The 17,638-nt window shown below is 38.3% G+C and carries 14 protein-coding genes and 1 other RNA gene; 9 read left to right on the plus strand and 6 right to left on the minus strand.

Translation table 11 applies throughout. The features are described from left to right. Positions 1-30: 30 nt before the first annotated feature. From E0W68_RS11205 to E0W68_RS11220, 4 genes are all read left to right on the plus strand, one after another. Positions 31-543, plus strand: a complete 513-nt coding sequence (locus tag E0W68_RS11205; protein ID WP_135219523.1) for a TlpA family protein disulfide reductase — start codon at positions 31-33, stop codon at positions 541-543. Next, positions 540-1,292, plus strand: a complete 753-nt coding sequence (gene tpiA / locus E0W68_RS11210; protein WP_135219524.1) for a triose-phosphate isomerase — start codon at positions 540-542, stop codon at positions 1,290-1,292. The genes E0W68_RS11205 and tpiA overlap by 4 nt, the downstream gene beginning before the upstream one ends. A gap of 242 nt (positions 1,293-1,534) precedes the next feature. Next, on the plus strand, positions 1,535-5,470 hold the full coding sequence (locus tag E0W68_RS11215; RefSeq protein WP_135219525.1) for a choice-of-anchor I family protein: 3,936 nt from the start codon (positions 1,535-1,537) through the stop codon (positions 5,468-5,470). Positions 5,471-5,554: 84 nt separating this feature from the next. Continuing rightward, the gene (locus tag E0W68_RS11220; protein WP_135219526.1) at positions 5,555-6,295 is read left to right on the plus strand and encodes a YdcF family protein; all 741 of its coding nucleotides are present in this window, start codon (positions 5,555-5,557) and stop codon (positions 6,293-6,295) included. Between the two features lie 58 nt (positions 6,296-6,353). On the opposite strand, the gene glmM is transcribed toward E0W68_RS11220, so the two are convergent. Further along, positions 6,354-7,745 (minus strand): phosphoglucosamine mutase, encoded by a 1,392-nt coding sequence (gene glmM, locus E0W68_RS11225; RefSeq protein ID WP_135219527.1) that lies wholly within the window; start codon positions 7,743-7,745, stop codon positions 6,354-6,356. A 142-nt stretch (positions 7,746-7,887) separates the two neighbouring features. Between glmM and E0W68_RS11230 the strand changes: the two genes are divergently transcribed. From E0W68_RS11230 to E0W68_RS11240, 3 genes are all read left to right on the plus strand, one after another. Then, positions 7,888-8,472, plus strand: coding sequence for an acyl carrier protein phosphodiesterase (locus E0W68_RS11230; protein ID WP_135219528.1), 585 nt, complete (start codon positions 7,888-7,890; stop codon positions 8,470-8,472). Positions 8,473-8,481: 9 nt separating this feature from the next. Next, on the plus strand, positions 8,482-9,147 hold the full coding sequence (locus E0W68_RS11235) for a DNA alkylation repair protein (protein WP_135219529.1): 666 nt from the start codon (positions 8,482-8,484) through the stop codon (positions 9,145-9,147). Positions 9,148-9,219: 72 nt separating this feature from the next. Then, positions 9,220-11,040 (plus strand): chloride channel protein, encoded by a 1,821-nt coding sequence (locus tag E0W68_RS11240; protein WP_135219530.1) that lies wholly within the window; start codon positions 9,220-9,222, stop codon positions 11,038-11,040. A gap of 56 nt (positions 11,041-11,096) precedes the next feature. Here the strand turns inward: E0W68_RS11240 and fsa are convergent, their stop codons facing one another. Both fsa and E0W68_RS11250 read right to left on the minus strand, forming a co-directional pair. After that, positions 11,097-11,753, minus strand: coding sequence for a fructose-6-phosphate aldolase (fsa, locus tag E0W68_RS11245; RefSeq protein WP_135219531.1), 657 nt, complete (start codon positions 11,751-11,753; stop codon positions 11,097-11,099). A gap of 42 nt (positions 11,754-11,795) precedes the next feature. Continuing rightward, positions 11,796-12,599, minus strand: a complete 804-nt coding sequence (locus E0W68_RS11250; protein ID WP_135219532.1) for an SDR family oxidoreductase — start codon at positions 12,597-12,599, stop codon at positions 11,796-11,798. 158 nt (positions 12,600-12,757) lie between these two features. Here E0W68_RS11250 and E0W68_RS11255 point away from each other — a divergent pair, with 158 nt between their 5' ends. Next, the gene (locus E0W68_RS11255) at positions 12,758-13,753 is read left to right on the plus strand and encodes a bestrophin family protein (RefSeq protein ID WP_135219533.1); all 996 of its coding nucleotides are present in this window, start codon (positions 12,758-12,760) and stop codon (positions 13,751-13,753) included. A gap of 46 nt (positions 13,754-13,799) precedes the next feature. Here E0W68_RS11255 and ffs read toward each other — a convergent pair. Next, an RNA gene (ffs, locus tag E0W68_RS11260) (signal recognition particle sRNA small type) lies at positions 13,800-13,898 on the minus strand. Positions 13,899-13,986: 88 nt separating this feature from the next. Here ffs and E0W68_RS11265 point away from each other — a divergent pair. Then, positions 13,987-15,039, plus strand: coding sequence for a glutaminyl-peptide cyclotransferase (locus E0W68_RS11265; protein WP_135219534.1), 1,053 nt, complete (start codon positions 13,987-13,989; stop codon positions 15,037-15,039). Between the two features lie 80 nt (positions 15,040-15,119). On the opposite strand, the gene E0W68_RS11270 is transcribed toward E0W68_RS11265, so the two are convergent. Together E0W68_RS11270 and rpsA are read right to left on the minus strand one after the other, a co-directional pair. Then, the gene (locus tag E0W68_RS11270; protein ID WP_135219535.1) at positions 15,120-15,677 is read right to left on the minus strand and encodes a fasciclin domain-containing protein; all 558 of its coding nucleotides are present in this window, start codon (positions 15,675-15,677) and stop codon (positions 15,120-15,122) included. 172 nt (positions 15,678-15,849) lie between these two features. Then, positions 15,850-17,619 carry a 30S ribosomal protein S1 gene (gene rpsA, locus E0W68_RS11275; RefSeq protein ID WP_135219536.1) on the minus strand — a complete coding sequence of 590 codons (1,770 nt, stop codon included), beginning with the start codon at positions 17,617-17,619 and terminating at the stop codon, positions 15,850-15,852. Between the last annotated feature and the right edge of the window lie 19 nt (positions 17,620-17,638).

Below are 17,638 nucleotides of genomic sequence, written 5' to 3' on the forward strand. Positions count from 1 at the left end.
ATTTTGTTAGAATAATCAAATTCATAAAAAATGAAAAAAATACTATTGCTCCCGTTGCTGTTAATAACCATTACAGCATGTACTGAAAAAGAAGCTCCTACTACTTTTTCAGAAGCTACACTTAATAGTAAAATGAAGTATATAGAAACCGGAACTGAAATGCCGTTTAAAGATGTGTTGGATAAGTACAAAGGCAATGTGATAGTTATAGATGTGTGGGCATCATGGTGTCCGGACTGTGCAAAAGGAATGCCCAAAGTGCATAAGCTACAGGAGCAATTCCCGGACATCGTTTACTTATTTTTATCCTATGATAAAACACCTGATGATTGGAAAACCGGTATCGACAAGTTTGAAGTTAAAGGAGAACATTATTACATAGGTCATTCCGAATATAAAAACGGCGATTTTAGAAATGGTATAGAGCTGGATTGGATACCCCGCTATATAGTAGTAGATAAAGAAAGTAACATAGCGCTGTACCGCGCTATAGAAGCTGACGACGAAAAATTAATTGCCACCTTAAATACTTTAGAACAATGAGAAAACAGATTGTTGCCGGAAACTGGAAAATGAATAATGACAGTAAGCAAACCTCAGCCTTACTGGAAGAGTTATTAGCTAAAAGACCGGAAAAAACCACTACCAAAATAGTAGTAGCTCCTACTTTTGTAAACCTACAGGCTGCTGTAGAACAAGCTGCGGGCAGTAATATAATTGTTGCGGCACAAAACATGCACCAAGCCGAAAGCGGTGCTTATACCGGAGAGATATCTGTAGGTATGCTAAAAAGCATTAATGTAAATACGGTAATATTAGGTCACTCGGAAAGAAGGGCTTACTTTGGTGAAACCAATACCCTGCTTGCCGAAAAAGTAAATACGGCACTAAAACACAATGTAACTGTTATATTTTGTTTTGGCGAAGAGCTTGCTGACAGACAATCGGGCAATCATTTTAATGTAGTGGAATCGCAACTGAAAGAAGGATTATTCCATATAAGCCAAAACCAATGGGCAAGTATAGTACTGGCTTATGAACCGGTTTGGGCCATAGGAACAGGCGAAACAGCATCACCGGAACAGGCGCAGGAAATGCATGCTTTTATACGCTCGTTACTAAGAGATAATATTAGCGAAAAAGTAGCCGATGAAACTTCTATATTATACGGAGGCAGCGTAAAACCTGATAATGCGAATGAAATATTTTCGAAACCTGACGTTGACGGTGGGCTTATAGGTGGCGCATCGCTAAAAGCAGATGATTTTCTTGCTATTGTTAACGCTATGTAAAACTAACAAAAACATAAAAATAAAAAGAAGCGGCTCAATAAGTCGCTTCCTTTTTTTAACGTTAATCACAAAAGTCAATAAACACGATATATCAGGTTATTTAATCGTGAAAAAAATCTTACTAAATTTTACATTTAATCAACATTAGGTAAACAGATGTTAATGTAGTCGTTATTTTCAAGTAATAATTAATTAACTTATGAGGCAGAGATTTGTAGCTATTATAAATAAACTACACAATCATGTTAAACAACTACACTAAAAAAATGCTTATATTACTGGCTTTCTGCTTAGTAACATTTGCTTCGAGTGCACAAGATCTTATGCACTATTGGAATTTTAATGCCGTAGATGGCACTGTTGAAATGGTTGCTGCTGACTATTCGATAGTAGCAGGAACAACATCCATAACCTACCCGGGAACAGGTGATGGTTATATGGATGACGTATCAGGAGATATCCTGAATGCTCAAAACGGCGACCCGGCAGGAAACGGACTTCGCCCAAGAAACCCAAGTAATACACGTTCGCTTATTATTGCTTTCCCTACTACAGGGTATGAAGATGTGGTAGTATCATTTGCTACTACAAGAACAGGATCAGGAGCTACAGAGCAATACTACAGCTATAGCCTTGATGGGGGTGAAAACTATACTAACGCAGGGCTTGGTACAACTACTTTTTTTCCTACCGAAGATTACAGCCTTGTAACGGTTGATTTTTCGGCTATTGAAGGCGTAGAAAACAATGCCGATTTTATTTTTAAAATAGACTTTGGCGGTGCTAATGCATCCGGCAGTAGTGGTAACAACAGGTTTGACAATCTTGCCATAATGGGTGCTCTTATGGATGGTGTAGAAGATGTTACTGCTCCTCTTGCTGTATTTACTCCTGCTAATGAAGCTAACTTTATAGCAGTTAATACTACCCCACAAATTGTTTTCAACGAAAATGTAAGACTAATAGATAATTCAGCTATAACAAATACAAACGCTGCTACCTTAGTAGAACTTCGTTTGGATAACGCCGAAGGTGCAATTGTACCTTTTACAACTACATTTGCCGATAATACAATTACTATTGTACCTACAGGTGATTTAATGAATGGTCAACAATATTATGTTGCCCTTTTAGGCAATATGGTTGAGGACATGAGTGATAATGCTCTTACAGATACTCAGTCAGTAACTTTCACTACAATAGCAGAGCAAACAGCATTTAATGCCGGCGATATGGCTTTTGTTGGCTACAGAATGAACTCATCTACCGCTGAGGATGAAGTTGCTCTTATCACTTTTGCTGACATTACAGAAGGTACATTTATCTACCTTACAGATTCTAAATATACTACAAACGATCAACCACAGTGTACTGATGCTATCATGTGGACAGCTACAAGCTGTGTTCCTGCAGGCTCGGTAATTACAATACAAACAGGAGAACTTATTACCAATACAGGTACTGTAGAAGGTGCTGACTTTGGTTTAAGCTCTGACGGAGACCAGGTAATTGTTTACACAGGTTCGGCTGCAATGCCAAACTATATTACAGCTATGTCGTCTAACGGTTGGGTTGCTGATAATACAGCGTGTGGCGGAAGCCTATCTATGATACCTGCGGGTCTTGTTGACGGCGTTAGCGCTGTTAACCTTTCTACAGCTCCCGGTAATGTTGACGGTAATACTGTAAATGCATACTATAACGGAACTCAAACAGGTACTCCTGCCGAATTAAGAGTTGCTATACTAAACCCTGCCAACTGGGTTGGTGTGGGCGAGGATACTCCTGCACAGGTATGGCCGGCATGGGGTTTCCCAAGCGCGCCAACAGTACAAAACGTAACGGTGCTTAACAATACCACTATAGAGGTTACTTTTAATAACCAGCTTGAAGCTGCTTCGGCTGCTACAATCGCTAACTATGCAGGCATAGACAATTTAGGTACTGTTGCTGTAGATGGTAACGTGGTAACACTTACTTATACAACAGCTTTTGAAAGCGGTATTGATTATGAGCTTACCATAAACAATATTGAAGATGCATCAGGCGTTACTATGGCTTGTGCTTATACATACAACTTTGCTTACAATACCGAAATTTCATTCGACTCTGAATTTATAGTTGTAAATGAAGATGCCGGTACTGTAAACGTAGTACTTAACCTATCTAACCCTAATACAGCTTCTGTAAACCTTGTAGTAAAAGCTGCACCATTCAGCACTGCAGATGCTTCCGACTTTACTTATACAACTACTACGCTAAACTTTACAGGTACAAGTGAGCTAACACAAACTATAGCTATACCTGTTATAGATGATACGGAAGAAGAGCAACACGCCGAGTATTTTGTATTAAGCCTTGAGAACCCTATGGGTGTTACACTTACGGGTGAAACATTCGCTACAATTTACATTAAAGACAACGACCGTATGGCACCGGAACCAAGCCAAAGCATAGAGTTACAATATGTAGGTAGTTTTGACCCATCAGGAGCAGGTACAAGTACTTGCGAAATAGTAGTTTATGACGCTGAAAGTGAAAAATTATTTACAACAAGTGCTGTGGCAGGTTTCCTTGATATTATAGACTTCTCTAATCCTGAAGCTCCGTCTGTTGTAAGCTCTATAGATATGAGCTCATACGGAGGTATAACCAGCGTAGCGGTTAATAACGGTATGGTAGCTGTTGCATCGCCAAATGATAATGAGGTGCTTGACGGTTCGGTAGTATTCTTTGATACCGATGGTACTTTTATCAGCCAGGTAGCTGTTGGTGTACTTCCTGACAACATTAGCTTTACTCCAGACGGAACTAAAGTAATTACTGCCAACGAAGGGCAGCCTAATGCTGACTACAGTGTAGATCCTGAAGGTTCTGTAAGTGTTATAGATATGACAAACGGAGCAGCTTCTTTAACCAATGCTGATGTTACCACAATAGATTTTACTGCTTATAATGCAGAAGAAGCTACACTAATTGCTTCAGGCGTAAGAAAACTCTATGCTGCAAGCACAATGGCTCAAGACTTTGAACCGGAGTATGTAGCTGTAAGTGCCGATTCGCAAAAAGCATGGGTAACACTACAGGAAAATAATGCTATTGCAGCGATAGACCTAACTAATAATACTATCACGGATATCTGGGCTTTAGGCACTAAAGATATGAGTCTGCCGGGCAATGGTTTTGATATATCAGATAATAACGATGAAATACTTATTGCCAACTGGCCAATACAGGCATACTACATTCCTGATGCTGTAGCCACTTATAATGTAGCCGGTACTAACTATATCATTACAGCTAACGAAGGCGATGAGAAAGAATATGACGGCTTTGAAGAAAGAACTACTATAGGTAACAACGGTTATGTACTTGATGCTACTGCTTACCCGCAATCGGCTATGCTTAAAAAGAGCTTTAACGCAGGCAGAATGAGGGTAACCAACCTTAACGGAAATACTGATACCGACACTGACTTCGACCAAATTTTCTGCTTAGGTTCACGCTCGTTCTCTATATTTAATGCAGATACTAAAGAAATAGTATTTGACAGTGGTGACGATTTCGAGATGTATATTGCTAATGACCCTGTTTTCAGTGCAATATTTAATGCTGATAATGAAGACAACGACCTTAAAGGAAGAAGCCGTGCTAAAGGACCGGAGCCTGAAGGTGTTACTATTGCAACCATTGAAGACCGTACTTTTGCATTCATTGGTCTGGAAAGAGTAGGTGGCGTAATGGTGTATGATGTTACAGATCCTGCTGCTCCTGTATTTACAGACTATAAAAATAACAGAAGTACATCTGCTTTTGAAGGTGACCATGCTCCTGAAGGTATTACGTTCATCAGTAGTGCAGACAGTCCTAACGATACTAACTACATTATAGTAGCTAACGAAATTAGCGGAACACTTACTATATTTGAAGTAGATATTACTAATCTTGGTACTAAAGAATTTGTAAATGCTCCAAAAACATTTGCAATATTCCCTAACCCTGCTACCGATGGTGTGGTTTACTTTAACCGTGTTGCCGATATCGATGTGTATGACCTTAACGGTAAACTGATACATTCAGAAAAACAGGCATTAACTATAAATACTACTAAAATGGCTTCCGGTATGTATATCATCAAGACATCCGAAGGCATCGTTAAAAAGTTAATCGTAAAATAATTTTTTTATAATTTTAGTTTTAATTTTAATCCTGCCCTAACGGGCAGGATTTTTTTACATTTATACCGCTCTAACAAAAACACAATGAACCTATTTTTAAGTCCCATAAACATTTTTTGGATTGCAACTGTTTTGGCATTGATATTCTATAAGCTAAAGCGCAAAAAAACAGCACGATTATTCCTGATATTTGCTGTTCTGGATATGTTTCTGTTTAGTGTAACGCCATTACCTGTTTATTTAATGAGAAACTTAGAGCAGCGGTATGCCCCTGTTAAAGCTGAAAATATACATGAAAAGCTCCCTGTAATAGTGTTAGGCGGCGGACATGTTAACGATCCGGACTTGCCCAATATTCATCAACTATCGGAAGTTGCACTAAGCAGGCTAACAGAGGGAGTACGCCTTTATACAAAAATGGAGGGTACTACATTAATACTTTCAGGATATTCCAGCAAACCCAACGAAACATCGCAGGCAGAGGTTATGGCAAAAACTGCCGTATCGCTGGGGGTACAGCCCAAAGATACTATTATGTTAACCAAGCCTGCCAATACATGGGAAGAAGCCATTGAACTTAAAAAACGGCTGGGTAACGAAAATAAATTTATTTTAGTAACCAGCGCATCACACATGGCAAGGGCTATACAAACTTTCAAAAGTCAAGGGTTACAGCCTATAGCCGCACCTGCCAATTTTCAGATAAAAAAAGGTCCGAGAACTGTTTTGTATAACTGGTTGCCATCCTACTCAAAACTAAAATATACCGAAAAGGCTCTGCATGAATATGTAGGGATGTGGTATTATAAATGGTTTAAAGAATAATGAGAAAAAGCCGAAGTAATTACTTCGGCTTTTTAATTTTATATAAAAAACAGAGGTCTTATATTCCTGCTACTTGTTTTATCTCAGCAATAATACGCTCGGCAAGAGCATCTGCTTTATCCTGTGTTTGCGCTTCGGTATAAATACGGATAATAGGCTCGGTATTCGATTTTCTCAAATGTACCCACTCCTCAGCAAAATCAATTTTTACACCGTCAATAGTAGAAATTTCTTCATTGGCATATTTTTCTGCCATAGCTTTTAATATGGCATCGACATCTATTTGCGGCGTTAACTCGATCTTGTTTTTACTCATGTAGTACTGCGGATATGAAGCCCGTAATGCGGCTACCGAAGTAATTTTATTCTCAGCAAGATACGTTAAGAATAAAGCCACACCCACTAATGAATCGCGACCATAGTGTAACTCAGGATATATTATACCGCCGTTACCCTCCCCTCCTATTATGGCATTGTTAGCCTTCATAAGCGTTACTACATTTACTTCGCCTACTGCACTGGCTTCATAACTCCCTTTATGTTTTTCGGTAATATCGCGTAATGCTCTGGATGACGACATATTAGAAACCGTGTTACCAGGAGTTTTACTCAATACATAATCGGCACAGGCTACAAGGGTATATTCCTCCCCAAACATCTCGCCGTCTTCTGATATAAATGCCAAACGATCTACGTCAGGATCTACTACTATACCAAAGTGTGCTTTTTCTTTTACTACAAGCTCACATATATCTGTAAGGTGCTCTTTTAATGGCTCAGGGTTATGCGGGAAATGTCCGTTGGGTTCGCAGTATAACTCTACTACCTCTACTCCCATTTGCTCAAGCAGTCTCGGTATTATAATACCTCCCGATGAGTTAACCCCATCTACCACTACTTTAAAGCCTGCTTTTTTAACGGCTTCGGCATCCACCAACGGCAGGTTAAGCACCTCATCAATATGGATGTCCATGTAGGCATCATTTACAGTAACCTCTCCCAAACTATCCACATCCGAGAAATCGAAAGCCTCTGCTTCGGCAATTTCAAGAATTTTGGCACCATCATCACCACTTAAAAATTCACCTTTTTCGTTCAGTAACTTTAGTGCGTTCCATTGTTTTGGGTTATGGCTCGCTGTTAGTATAATACCGCCGTCTGCTTTTTCCAGCGGTACGGCAACCTCTACCGTAGGGGTTGTGGAGAGCCCTAAATCTATCACATTTATGCCCAGCCCCACAAGAGTGTTCATAACAAGGTTGTGTATCATGGGTCCTGATATACGGGCATCACGACCTATTACTACTGTTATTTTTTCTTTACCGGAATGTTGTTTTAACCAGGTACCGTACGCAGAAGCAAACTTAACGGCATCTACAGGGGTAAGGTTATCACCTGTTTTTCCGCCTATTGTACCTCTGATACCTGATATCGATTTGATTAGTGTCATAATTTAAATTGGTTTTTGGTTATAGCAAATATAAGGTTTACATCAGTTTTAGTTTTAACTAAAGATTACTTTTTTGTAGGAAAAAGAAATAGCTTGTATAATTTATACTTTGTTGCCACAAAACAAATCACTACATTGTGCTATGAATTTTTTAGCCCACATATATCTTTCGGGAGATAATGACCTGCTTAAAATTGGTAATTTTATGGCAGATGGCATACATGGTAAGGCTCCAAAATCGTTACCTGCTGATGTACAGAAAGGTATTGTTTTACATCGTCTGATAGATACTTATACGGATGCTCATCCTATTTTCAGGCAAAGTACTAAAAGACTGCACCCCATATACCACCACTATTCGGGGGTTATTATAGATATTTTTTACGACCATTTTTTGGCTAAGAACTGGAGTAATTACCATAGTGAAACACTTCACGATTATACCCAATATTTTTATAAGTTACTGCAGGACAACTACAGTATTCTTACCGAAAAAACAAAGGGTATGATACCCTATATGATAAAACAAGACTGGCTGGGTAGTTATGCCACAATAGAAGGCATCGGCGGAATACTGCAGCAAATGGACAGGCGTACCAAAGATAAATCGGGGATGACTAAATCCGTAAATGAATTACAGGAATATTACAGTGAATTTGAGGAGGAGTTTACCAAATATTTTGAAGCTGTGCGCAATTATGTAAAGGAAACGCTCCCTACTTTATAGAATATACCTATGGGTTTTATAAATACACTTACTGCTTCTTTTAAAGCAAATGTTTCGGTTGAAAACGCAGTATATATGAAGAAGTACATGAAAGACAAATTTGTTTTCATGGGGCTAAAAACTGATTTAAGAAGGTCGCTATTTAAACTTGCTGCTACAGAATATAAAGATGAGGTTAAAGAACACCCGCGCGAACTTGCTAAACAGCTCTACGGTATGCCGCAACGAGAGTACCACTACTGTGCGGTAGAAATATTGATGAAAGAACTGAAAAATAAATTCAGTAAAGATGATATTAACCTGACAGAGTACTTACTTATTACCCACTCATGGTGGGACACGGTAGATGTAATTGCTAAATACCTACTGGGTGGTTACTTGCAACAATACCCTGAGGAGACATTGAGTGTCATAAACCGCTTTTCTTCATCCGATAATATGTGGCTCAACCGTTCTGCAATATTATTTCAATTGGGTTATAAAAAAGATACCGATGCTTCAATATTATTTAGTGAATGCCTGAAACATAAAGAATCGAACGAATTTTTTATTCAAAAGGCTATTGGCTGGGCATTGCGCGAATATGGTAAAACCGATCCTGATGCTGTAAGGAATTTTGTTTTCAGAGCTTCGTTAAAACCTTTAAGTACAAGAGAAGCATTAAAAAACTTATAAATAGTAACGATTTTTTTATAAATAAAGTAACTTCGCATTTTATTTAAAATACTAAATTTTCCTATTCATAAAATGCTTAATCGTAAAGTTTCAAAAGTCCGGTTATTTTTGAGGAATAACTTTCGTCGGCTTGAAACATTGTTCTTTATCATTAAAAGCCTGCTGTCCGAAAGACATTTCATATACCTTTCGGCTGTATTGGTCGCTATATCTACTGCATTTGCCGTTATTATACTTAAAAGTTTTGCGCACAATGTTTTACGCTTTGCCAATTATATAGACAGTTATCTTAAGTTACCTTATGTAAATAGTATATTCCCCATTGTGGGTATCCTGCTTACCATATTTATTGTTCGGAAAATACTGAATGGTAAAATAGAAAAAGGAAGCTCGCGCATACTCTATGCTGTAGCCAAAAAGGGCGGAATTATGCCCCGAAAGCAAATGTATGCCCAAATAATAACCAGCTCACTTACTGTTGGTCTTGGAGGTTCGGCAGGGCTTGAGTCGCCAATTACCATAACGGGCGCGGCGTTTGGTTCTAACTTTGCTCAAAAATACAAACTCTCTAAAAAAGACAGGATATTACTGCTTGCCTGTGGGGTAGCTGCGGGTATTGCAGCAGCTTTTAACGCGCCTATTGCGGGCGTACTTTTTGCTATAGAGGTAGTACTTACAGATGTTTCCATAACGGCATTTATACCAATTATGATATCGGCTGCTACGGGAGCTATTGTATCTACCATAGTGCTTAATGAAGAGGTGCTTTTATCTTTCAAACAACAACATCCTTTTGATTATCATAATATTCCTTATTATATTTTACTGGGCATACTGGGCGGATTTATATCGATATATCATGCCCGAAAATTTCAACGAATAGAAGGTTATTTCAGTCGCCTGAAAAAAGGTGATTATCAAAAAGGGCTTTATGGCGCACTGCCGTTGGCTGCCCTTATATTCTTATCACCTACCCTGTTTGGCGAAGGTTATGAGAGCATTAAGGTACTGACAAACGCCCACCCCGAAGAATTACTGAATAACACCCTGCTGGAAGGGTTTAAAGATAATGCATGGGTATTGCTTGCTTTTGCAGGAGGGACTATGCTGCTAAAAGTTTTTGCTACAGGGCTAACGCTTTCCAGCGGTGGTAACGGCGGTAACTTTGCTCCGTCACTTTTTGTAGGGTCATATCTCGGCTTTTTTGTTGCTAAGATGCTACACATGATAGGTTTGGCAAAAAATCTTCCTGTAAGCAGTTTTACTATAGTAGGTATGGCAGCACTCCTCAGCGGATTGTTTCATGCTCCGCTTACTGCTATATTTCTTATTGGGGAGATTACGGGTGGTTATAACCTTATGGTGCCGCTTATGATTGTTTCATCAATAAGTTTTGCCGTATCCAAACAGTTTGAAAACCACTCTATGGATGTAAAACACTTGGCAGATAAAGGCGAAGTATTTACAGGTGATAAAGATAAAAACATACTGTCAAGCATCGACCTACTCGCTATGGTAGATACTGATGGTAAAACGATACCTACTACACATAAACCCGATGATGTTATTAATCTGCTATCGACTACCAAGCAAAGTATTTTTGCAGTAGTAGATGAAAAAAACAGGTTGATAGGTATTATCGATTTTAACACTATACGCCATATTGCTTTCAGCCAGTTTAAAATAAAATACAGTAAGCTGGAAGAGCTTATGAAGCCTACTGTTGAAACAGTATCTATTGAAGATTCGGTAGAGATGATTATGGATAAGTTTGAAGCTGCGAAAACCGATTATTTACCAATATTGAAAGATGAAAAGTACTATGGTATTATCTTTAAAGCTACGATATTGGAAAACTACAGGCGAAGGCTTCAGGAAATGGTTATTGAATAATACTGAAAAAGGCTGCCTGATGGGCAGCCTTTTTTGCAGTCTTTATATCTAAATAATTACTGATTTCCTTTTTGGTAATCAGCAATAAATTGTGCTAATCCGGAATCGGTAAGCGGGTGTTTTAAAAGTCCTGTAATAGCCGAAAGCGGTCCTGTCATAACATCGGCTCCAATTTTAGCACAGTTTACAATGTGCATGGTATGACGCACCGATGCTGCAAGAATTTCGGTTTCGAAAGCATAGTTATCATATATCTGACGGATTTCGTCGATAAGGTTTAAACCATCGGTAGAGATATCATCCAAACGCCCGATAAAAGGCGATACATACGTAGCACCGGCTTTAGCAGCCAATAATGCCTGCCCTGCTGAGAATACCAGTGTTACATTGGTTTTAATATCTCTGTCCGTAAAATATTTACAGGCTTTAATACCATCTTTTGTCATTGGTATTTTTACTACTATCTGCTCGTGAAGTTCGGCAAGCTCCTCGCCTTCTTTTATCATTCCCTCAAAGTCAGTAGCAATAACTTCGGCACTCACATCACCATCTACAATATTGCAAATGTCAACATAATGCTTTAATATATTATTTCTTCCTGTAATGCCTTCTTTTGCCATTAATGACGGATTGGTAGTTACTCCATCAAGAACGCCAAGCTCTTGTGCTTCCTTTATTTGGTCGAGGTTTGCTGTATCAATAAAAAATTTCATGTTATTGTATTTATTCGTTGTGTTTTTATAAGTGCTGCAAAATTACAATTTATAATGGTTCATCAGCAACTTTTCGTACACCTTATCGGGTAAAATCCTTTTTAGCACGATAGAGAACTTTTGCATAAAAGCTCCCACTTTATAGTGCACGTTAGGGTTAGGGTTTTTCATTATCGCATATATAGCCTCTGCCATTTCGTTCGGGTTGCTGCCACTATCTACATGCTCATCCATCATTGCTAATGTATTACCGTAAGATGTTTCGTAAGGCGAACCTTTTACCAAAGGAGCATGATATCGACCACCGGCTATATTAGTGGCAAAATCGCCGGGAGCCACATTGGTAATAGTTATACCAAATGATTTTACTTCCATACGGAGTGCCTCAGTAATCAATTCTAATGCGCCTTTTGATGCTGAATATACACTTCTGTAAGGTAAACCCATATAGCCTGCTATGGAGGTTATATTTATAATAAGCCCGAATTTACGGCTGCGCATATGGGGCAGCACTGCTTTCATCACTTCAATAGGACCAAAAAGGTTGGTTTCAAAATTATTCTTTATCTCTTCGGCAGGTATTTCTTCCAATGGTCCGGTAATGCCCACTCCAGCATTGTTTATCAGTACATCTATCTGCCCGGAGCGTTGTATTACTTCTGCTACGGCAGATGCAATACTCTCAGTATTACGAACATCTAACGCTATTAATGGAAATACAGAATCTTTAACACGGTCGGGGTTTCGGCTGGTACCATATACGGTATAGCCTTTTTCATGTAAAAAATTACCTATCGATTTACCAATACCCGAAGAACCGCCGGTTATTAAAATTACTTTACTCATCAAGTCTCAATCATATATAGCCAAAGGCATTAAAAGTTTTCAAAAATACAGAAATATGTACAAGTATAAAGGCTATACTGCTTGTTTGTTATAAAATCATATTTTTTGTAACATTACAGTATAAATACAGCAGCCTTAAAACACAACACTAAATTAGTATGTACACAAAACGCAATTACGGTTTTTGGATGACCTTCGAGTGGTCTAAAGCTCCCTTTTTATATGGGTTGCTATATGCCTCTGTAATATATGTTGCAAATTATATATTGCGAACCCGGTTTAATATTTGCATTACCCTGCCCTGGAGCCCTGTGAGTGTAGTGGGTATTGCAGTGGCTTTTTATCTTGGTTTTAAAAACAATGCCAGTTATGACAGGGTTTGGGAAGCACGAAAAATATGGGGAGGTATTGTTAATAACAGTCGCTCGTTTGGTGCGGCAACTACATCGTTTATAATAGGCGAGAACGACCATGAAATTAAAAGGAGAATTATATACAGGCATATTGCATGGTTAACAGCATTGCGATACCAGTTGCGATTGCCTAAAGAATGGGAACATAAGGATGAAAAATTTACCCCGATTTTCCCCTCCGCTAATGAAGCGTATAGAAATGAACTTACTAAAGAGTTAGAACCTTTTTTGGATAAGGATGAAGTAAACAACTGTATTAAGAAAACCAATACAGCTACCCAAATTATAAGCATGCAGGCTATAGAGCTGCAAACCCTTAGAGATAAAAGCTATTTTGACGATTTCAGGCATATGGAATTTCATAAACTGCTTACTACGTTTTATGATGACCAAGGGCGCAGCGAGAGAATTAAAAACTTTCCGTTTCCCCGCCAGTATGCCTCGACTGCTTTATGGCTTTCTTTTCTGTTTTCTGCATTAATTCCTTTCGGCATGCTTGATATATTAAGCAATTTAAAGGCAGAGTTAAGCTGGATTTTAATTCCGTTATCGGCACTTACCATTTGGGTATTTTTCCTTATGGAAAAAATCGGGGATTATTCTGAAAATCCATTTGAAGGTTCATATAATGATATACCCATAAACTCCATTTCGCGAGCTATAGAAATTGATTTAAGGGAAATGTTGAATGATGAAAATATACCTAAGCCTATAGGCGATGTTGATGGCTTTTTGATGTAAGAAAAAAGAAAAAGCCCCTTGCGGGCTTTGAATGAAATAAAGTAAAAAATGGCAAGCGACCTACATCGCACCGCTACAACCGCATACCTTTGCTGCGTTCCCGCCCTGGAGGATTTTGCAGGAGCTGGTCGTGTAGGACTTGCCGATGCAAAGATACATTATTTTTATATTTTTGCAAGGCAATAGGCGATTAGAAAATGTAATTGTATATTGCCTTAACTATTAATAATACTATGAAAACACATAAACTCTTAGCTTTCATTTCTTTGGCAGCAGCACTACATTCGTGCGGCGATGATGACAAAGACAAAAATAATTTATTTCGTATTGATACTTCGGCTATGAAACAACAATATCAACCACAGGAATCGTTTAGCCTGTCGTTGGTAAACGAAAAAAATAAGACTATAGATTCGGTTATTTATTATATAAATGATGCCAGAGTCGGAGCTGTAAAAGGTAACGAGAAATTTAACGTTTCGCTGGAAGGACGCAAGTTTGGCTACCAAAACCTGAAAGCTCTTGTATTTTATAATGGTAATAATGCCGAAACTACGGGCAGAATAGAGCTTACATCGGGTATAGAACCAAAGTTATTACAATATGAAATTGTAAATACCTATCCGCATGATATGAGTGCCTACACACAAGGATTGGAGTTTTACCGCGACACGCTTTTTGAGGGTACAGGTCAGTACAAACAATCGAGCCTGCGTAAAGTAAACTACAAAACAGGAGAGGTATATAAAGAAATAAAACCCGAAGAAAAGTACTTTGGCGAAGGTATTACAGTCCTGAACAACAAAGTATATCAGCTTACCTGGAGAGAGAACACAGGTTTTATATATAACGCCGACACCTTTGAAAAGATAAAAGAGTTTACTTACTTTAAAAAAATAGAAGGCTGGGGGCTTACGAATGACGGCAAATACCTGTACCAAAGTGACGGCACGGAAAAAATATGGAAACTTGATCCGGAAACCATGACTGAAGCCGATTATGTAAATGTATATACTAAAACCAGTAAAATAAAAGCTGTTAATGAGCTGGAATGGATAGATGGCAAGATATATGGCAATGTATATCAAAAAGATGCTATAGCAGTTATAAACCCTGCAACGGGAGCTGTAGAGGCTATTATTGATTTATCGGATTTAAAAACGAAAGTTACCAAACACCCTAAAATGGACGTACTTAACGGTATTGCCTATAACCCTAAAACCAAAACTATTTTTGTTACCGGCAAAAACTGGGACAAAATGTTTGAGATAAGGATTAAAGAGTAGTCAACTTTTTAAAAAATCAAATAAAAAAGCCTCCCGCCATAAGCAAGGAGGCTTTTTACCATCCAAACACAAAATTATATTTAGTCGTGCATCAACACGGTATCTACCACATGGATAACGCCATTGCTTTGGTTTACATCTGCAATAGTAACTTTAGCTTTTCCTCCTTTTTCATCCATAACCCATACATCTTTTCCGTTCAACATAAAGGTTAGCTCGCCGCCTTGTACGGTTTTGGCTGTATATTTTCCGTTTCCTTTTTTAATGGCTGCTATTATATCGGCTGCGCTCCATTTGCCTGCTACCACATGGTAGGTAAGTATGCCTTGCAGCATTGCTTTATTTTCCGGTCTAAGTACCGTTTCTACTGTTCCCTTCGGTAGTTTATCAAAAGCGGCATTAGTGGGTGCAAATACTGTAAATGGTCCTTTGCCTTGCAAGGTCTCTACCAGTTCGGCAGCTTTTACAGCAGCCACCAACGTAGTGTGATCTTTAGAGTTTATGGCATTCTCAATAATGTTTTTGTTAGGGTACATAGGCGCACCACCTACCATTACTGTTTTTTGAGCAAAAGATGATGTTCCCAACATCATAACAAAAGCAAAAATTGCTGCGGATAAAATTCTTGACGTTTTCATAATTGTACTTTGTTTTAAAGTTTATATAGGCAGATACGCCACAAGTACAATTATGGATTTTTGGAATATGAATTTTTGGAAATATTTAACATGGGTGTCTTTATTTCTAAAAACTTAAAACAAAAAGCCCTCACTATCGTGAGGGCTTCAATATCTAAAAATGGTTCAGGAATTAGTTATCTCCTTTTTCCATTCTTTCTTTAAGCTCTGCCAATGCATCGATGTCACCAAGAGTGGTTTTCTCTGCATTGTTATTGTTAGAAGTGTTAGACTCTTGTGCAGCCTTAACATTCTTCTCTTCTTCATCTTTAAAAGTAGCTGTGTGCGATGCCACTACTCTTTTAAATTCTTTGTTGAACTCAATTACTTTGAAGTCAGCAGTATCACCTTTTTTAAGTTTCTTACCGTCTTCTTTCTCTAAGTGTCTTGTTGGTATAAAGGCAACGATATCTTCGTTAAACTCTACAGTAGCACCTTTATCAACAATCTCAGCTATAGTTCCGTTATGCACAGTACCTAAACCGAAAGAATCTTCATATTTATCCCAAGGGTTAGCCTGAGTTTGTTTGTGACCAAGAGATAGTTTACGTCCGTCAACATCAAGCTCAAGTACTACTACATCAAGCGTATCGCCAACATTTACAAATTCACTTGGGTGTTTGATTTTCTTAGTCCAAGAAAGGTCAGAGATGTAAATTAATCCATCGATACCCTCTTCAAGTTCTACGAATATACCAAAGTTAGTAAAGTTTCTTACAATACCTGTGTGTTTAGAACCTACAGGATATTTAGATGTAATATCAGTCCAAGGATCTTGAGAAAGTTGTTTGATACCTAATGACATCTTACGGTCATCTCTGTCAAGAGTAAGGATAACAGCTTCTACTTCATCACCAACTTTAACGAAGTCTTGTGCTGAACGTAAGTGTGTTGACCATGACATTTCAGATACGTGGATAAGACCTTCAACACCTTCAGCCACTTCAATAAATGCGCCGTAGTCAGCTATAACAACTACTTTACCTTTTACTTTATCACCAACAGCTAAGTTAGCATCAAGCGCATCCCATGGGTGCGGGTTAAGTTGTTTAAGACCAAGTTGAATTCTTGTTTTCTCGTCATCAAAGTCAAGGATAACCACGTTAAGTTTCTGGTCAAGCTCAAGTACTTCACTTGGGTGGTTAATACGACTCCAAGAAAGGTCTGTAATGTGGATAAGACCATCAACACCTCCAAGGTCAATAAATACACCGTATGAAGTAATATTTTTAACAACACCTTCAAGTACCTGACCTTTTTCAAGCTGCCCGATGATTTCTTTTTTCTGAACCTCGATATCAGCTTCAATAAGCGCTTTATGCGATACAACTACGTTTTTAAATTCGTGGTTGATTTTCACAACCTTAAATTCCATAGTTTTATTCACATACTGGTCGTAATCCCTGATAGGTTTTACGTCTATTTGAGAACCCGGTAAGAATGCCTCAATACCAAATACGTCAACAATCATACCGCCTTTAGTTCTGCATTTTACAAAACCATTAACAATTTCTCCTGTTTCGTTAGCATTGATAACTCTGTCCCATGCTTTTATTGTACGTGCTTTTTTGTGCGAAAGAACCAGTTGTCCTGATTTATCTTCACGAACATCTATAAGTACTTCTACTTTATCCCCTACTTTAAGGTTAGGGTTGTAACGGAATTCGTTAAGCGATATAACACCTTCCGATTTTGCGTTGATATCTACGATAGCATCCCTGTCAGTGATTCTTACCACAGTACCTTCAACCACCTCATCACTGTCGGTATCAATAAAGGTTTTTTCAACTAAATCTTCAAATTCTTTAAGATTGCTTTCATCTACCGGATCGATACCTTCTTCAAAGTTGTGCCAGTTAAACTCTGCTAAAAATTCTTCTTTTGTTTTTGTTTCTTCAGACATTGCTGATAATAAAATTTGT

The organism is Flavobacterium salilacus subsp. salilacus, from assembly GCF_004634195.1.
Lineage (GTDB): Bacteria > Bacteroidota > Bacteroidia > Flavobacteriales > Flavobacteriaceae > Flavobacterium > Flavobacterium salilacus.

What these genes read in the sequence shown, in the direction of transcription:
- E0W68_RS11205 (WP_135219523.1), top strand. Translation starts at nt 31, where the DNA reads ATGAAAAAAATACTATTGCTCCCGTTGCTGTTAATAACCATTACAGCA.
- tpiA (WP_135219524.1), top strand. Translation starts at nt 540, where the DNA reads ATGAGAAAACAGATTGTTGCCGGAAACTGGAAAATGAATAATGACAGT.
- E0W68_RS11215 (WP_135219525.1), top strand. Translation starts at nt 1,535, where the DNA reads ATGTTAAACAACTACACTAAAAAAATGCTTATATTACTGGCTTTCTGC.
- E0W68_RS11220 (WP_135219526.1), top strand. Translation starts at nt 5,555, where the DNA reads ATGAACCTATTTTTAAGTCCCATAAACATTTTTTGGATTGCAACTGTT.
- glmM (WP_135219527.1), bottom strand. Translation starts at nt 7,745, where the DNA reads ATGACACTAATCAAATCGATATCAGGTATCAGAGGTACAATAGGCGGA.
- E0W68_RS11230 (WP_135219528.1), top strand. Translation starts at nt 7,888, where the DNA reads ATGAATTTTTTAGCCCACATATATCTTTCGGGAGATAATGACCTGCTT.
- E0W68_RS11235 (WP_135219529.1), top strand. Translation starts at nt 8,482, where the DNA reads ATGGGTTTTATAAATACACTTACTGCTTCTTTTAAAGCAAATGTTTCG.
- E0W68_RS11240 (WP_135219530.1), top strand. Translation starts at nt 9,220, where the DNA reads ATGCTTAATCGTAAAGTTTCAAAAGTCCGGTTATTTTTGAGGAATAAC.
- fsa (WP_135219531.1), bottom strand. Translation starts at nt 11,753, where the DNA reads ATGAAATTTTTTATTGATACAGCAAACCTCGACCAAATAAAGGAAGCA.
- E0W68_RS11250 (WP_135219532.1), bottom strand. Translation starts at nt 12,599, where the DNA reads ATGAGTAAAGTAATTTTAATAACCGGCGGTTCTTCGGGTATTGGTAAA.
- E0W68_RS11255 (WP_135219533.1), top strand. Translation starts at nt 12,758, where the DNA reads ATGTACACAAAACGCAATTACGGTTTTTGGATGACCTTCGAGTGGTCT.
- E0W68_RS11265 (WP_135219534.1), top strand. Translation starts at nt 13,987, where the DNA reads ATGAAAACACATAAACTCTTAGCTTTCATTTCTTTGGCAGCAGCACTA.
- E0W68_RS11270 (WP_135219535.1), bottom strand. Translation starts at nt 15,677, where the DNA reads ATGAAAACGTCAAGAATTTTATCCGCAGCAATTTTTGCTTTTGTTATG.
- rpsA (WP_135219536.1), bottom strand. Translation starts at nt 17,619, where the DNA reads ATGTCTGAAGAAACAAAAACAAAAGAAGAATTTTTAGCAGAGTTTAAC.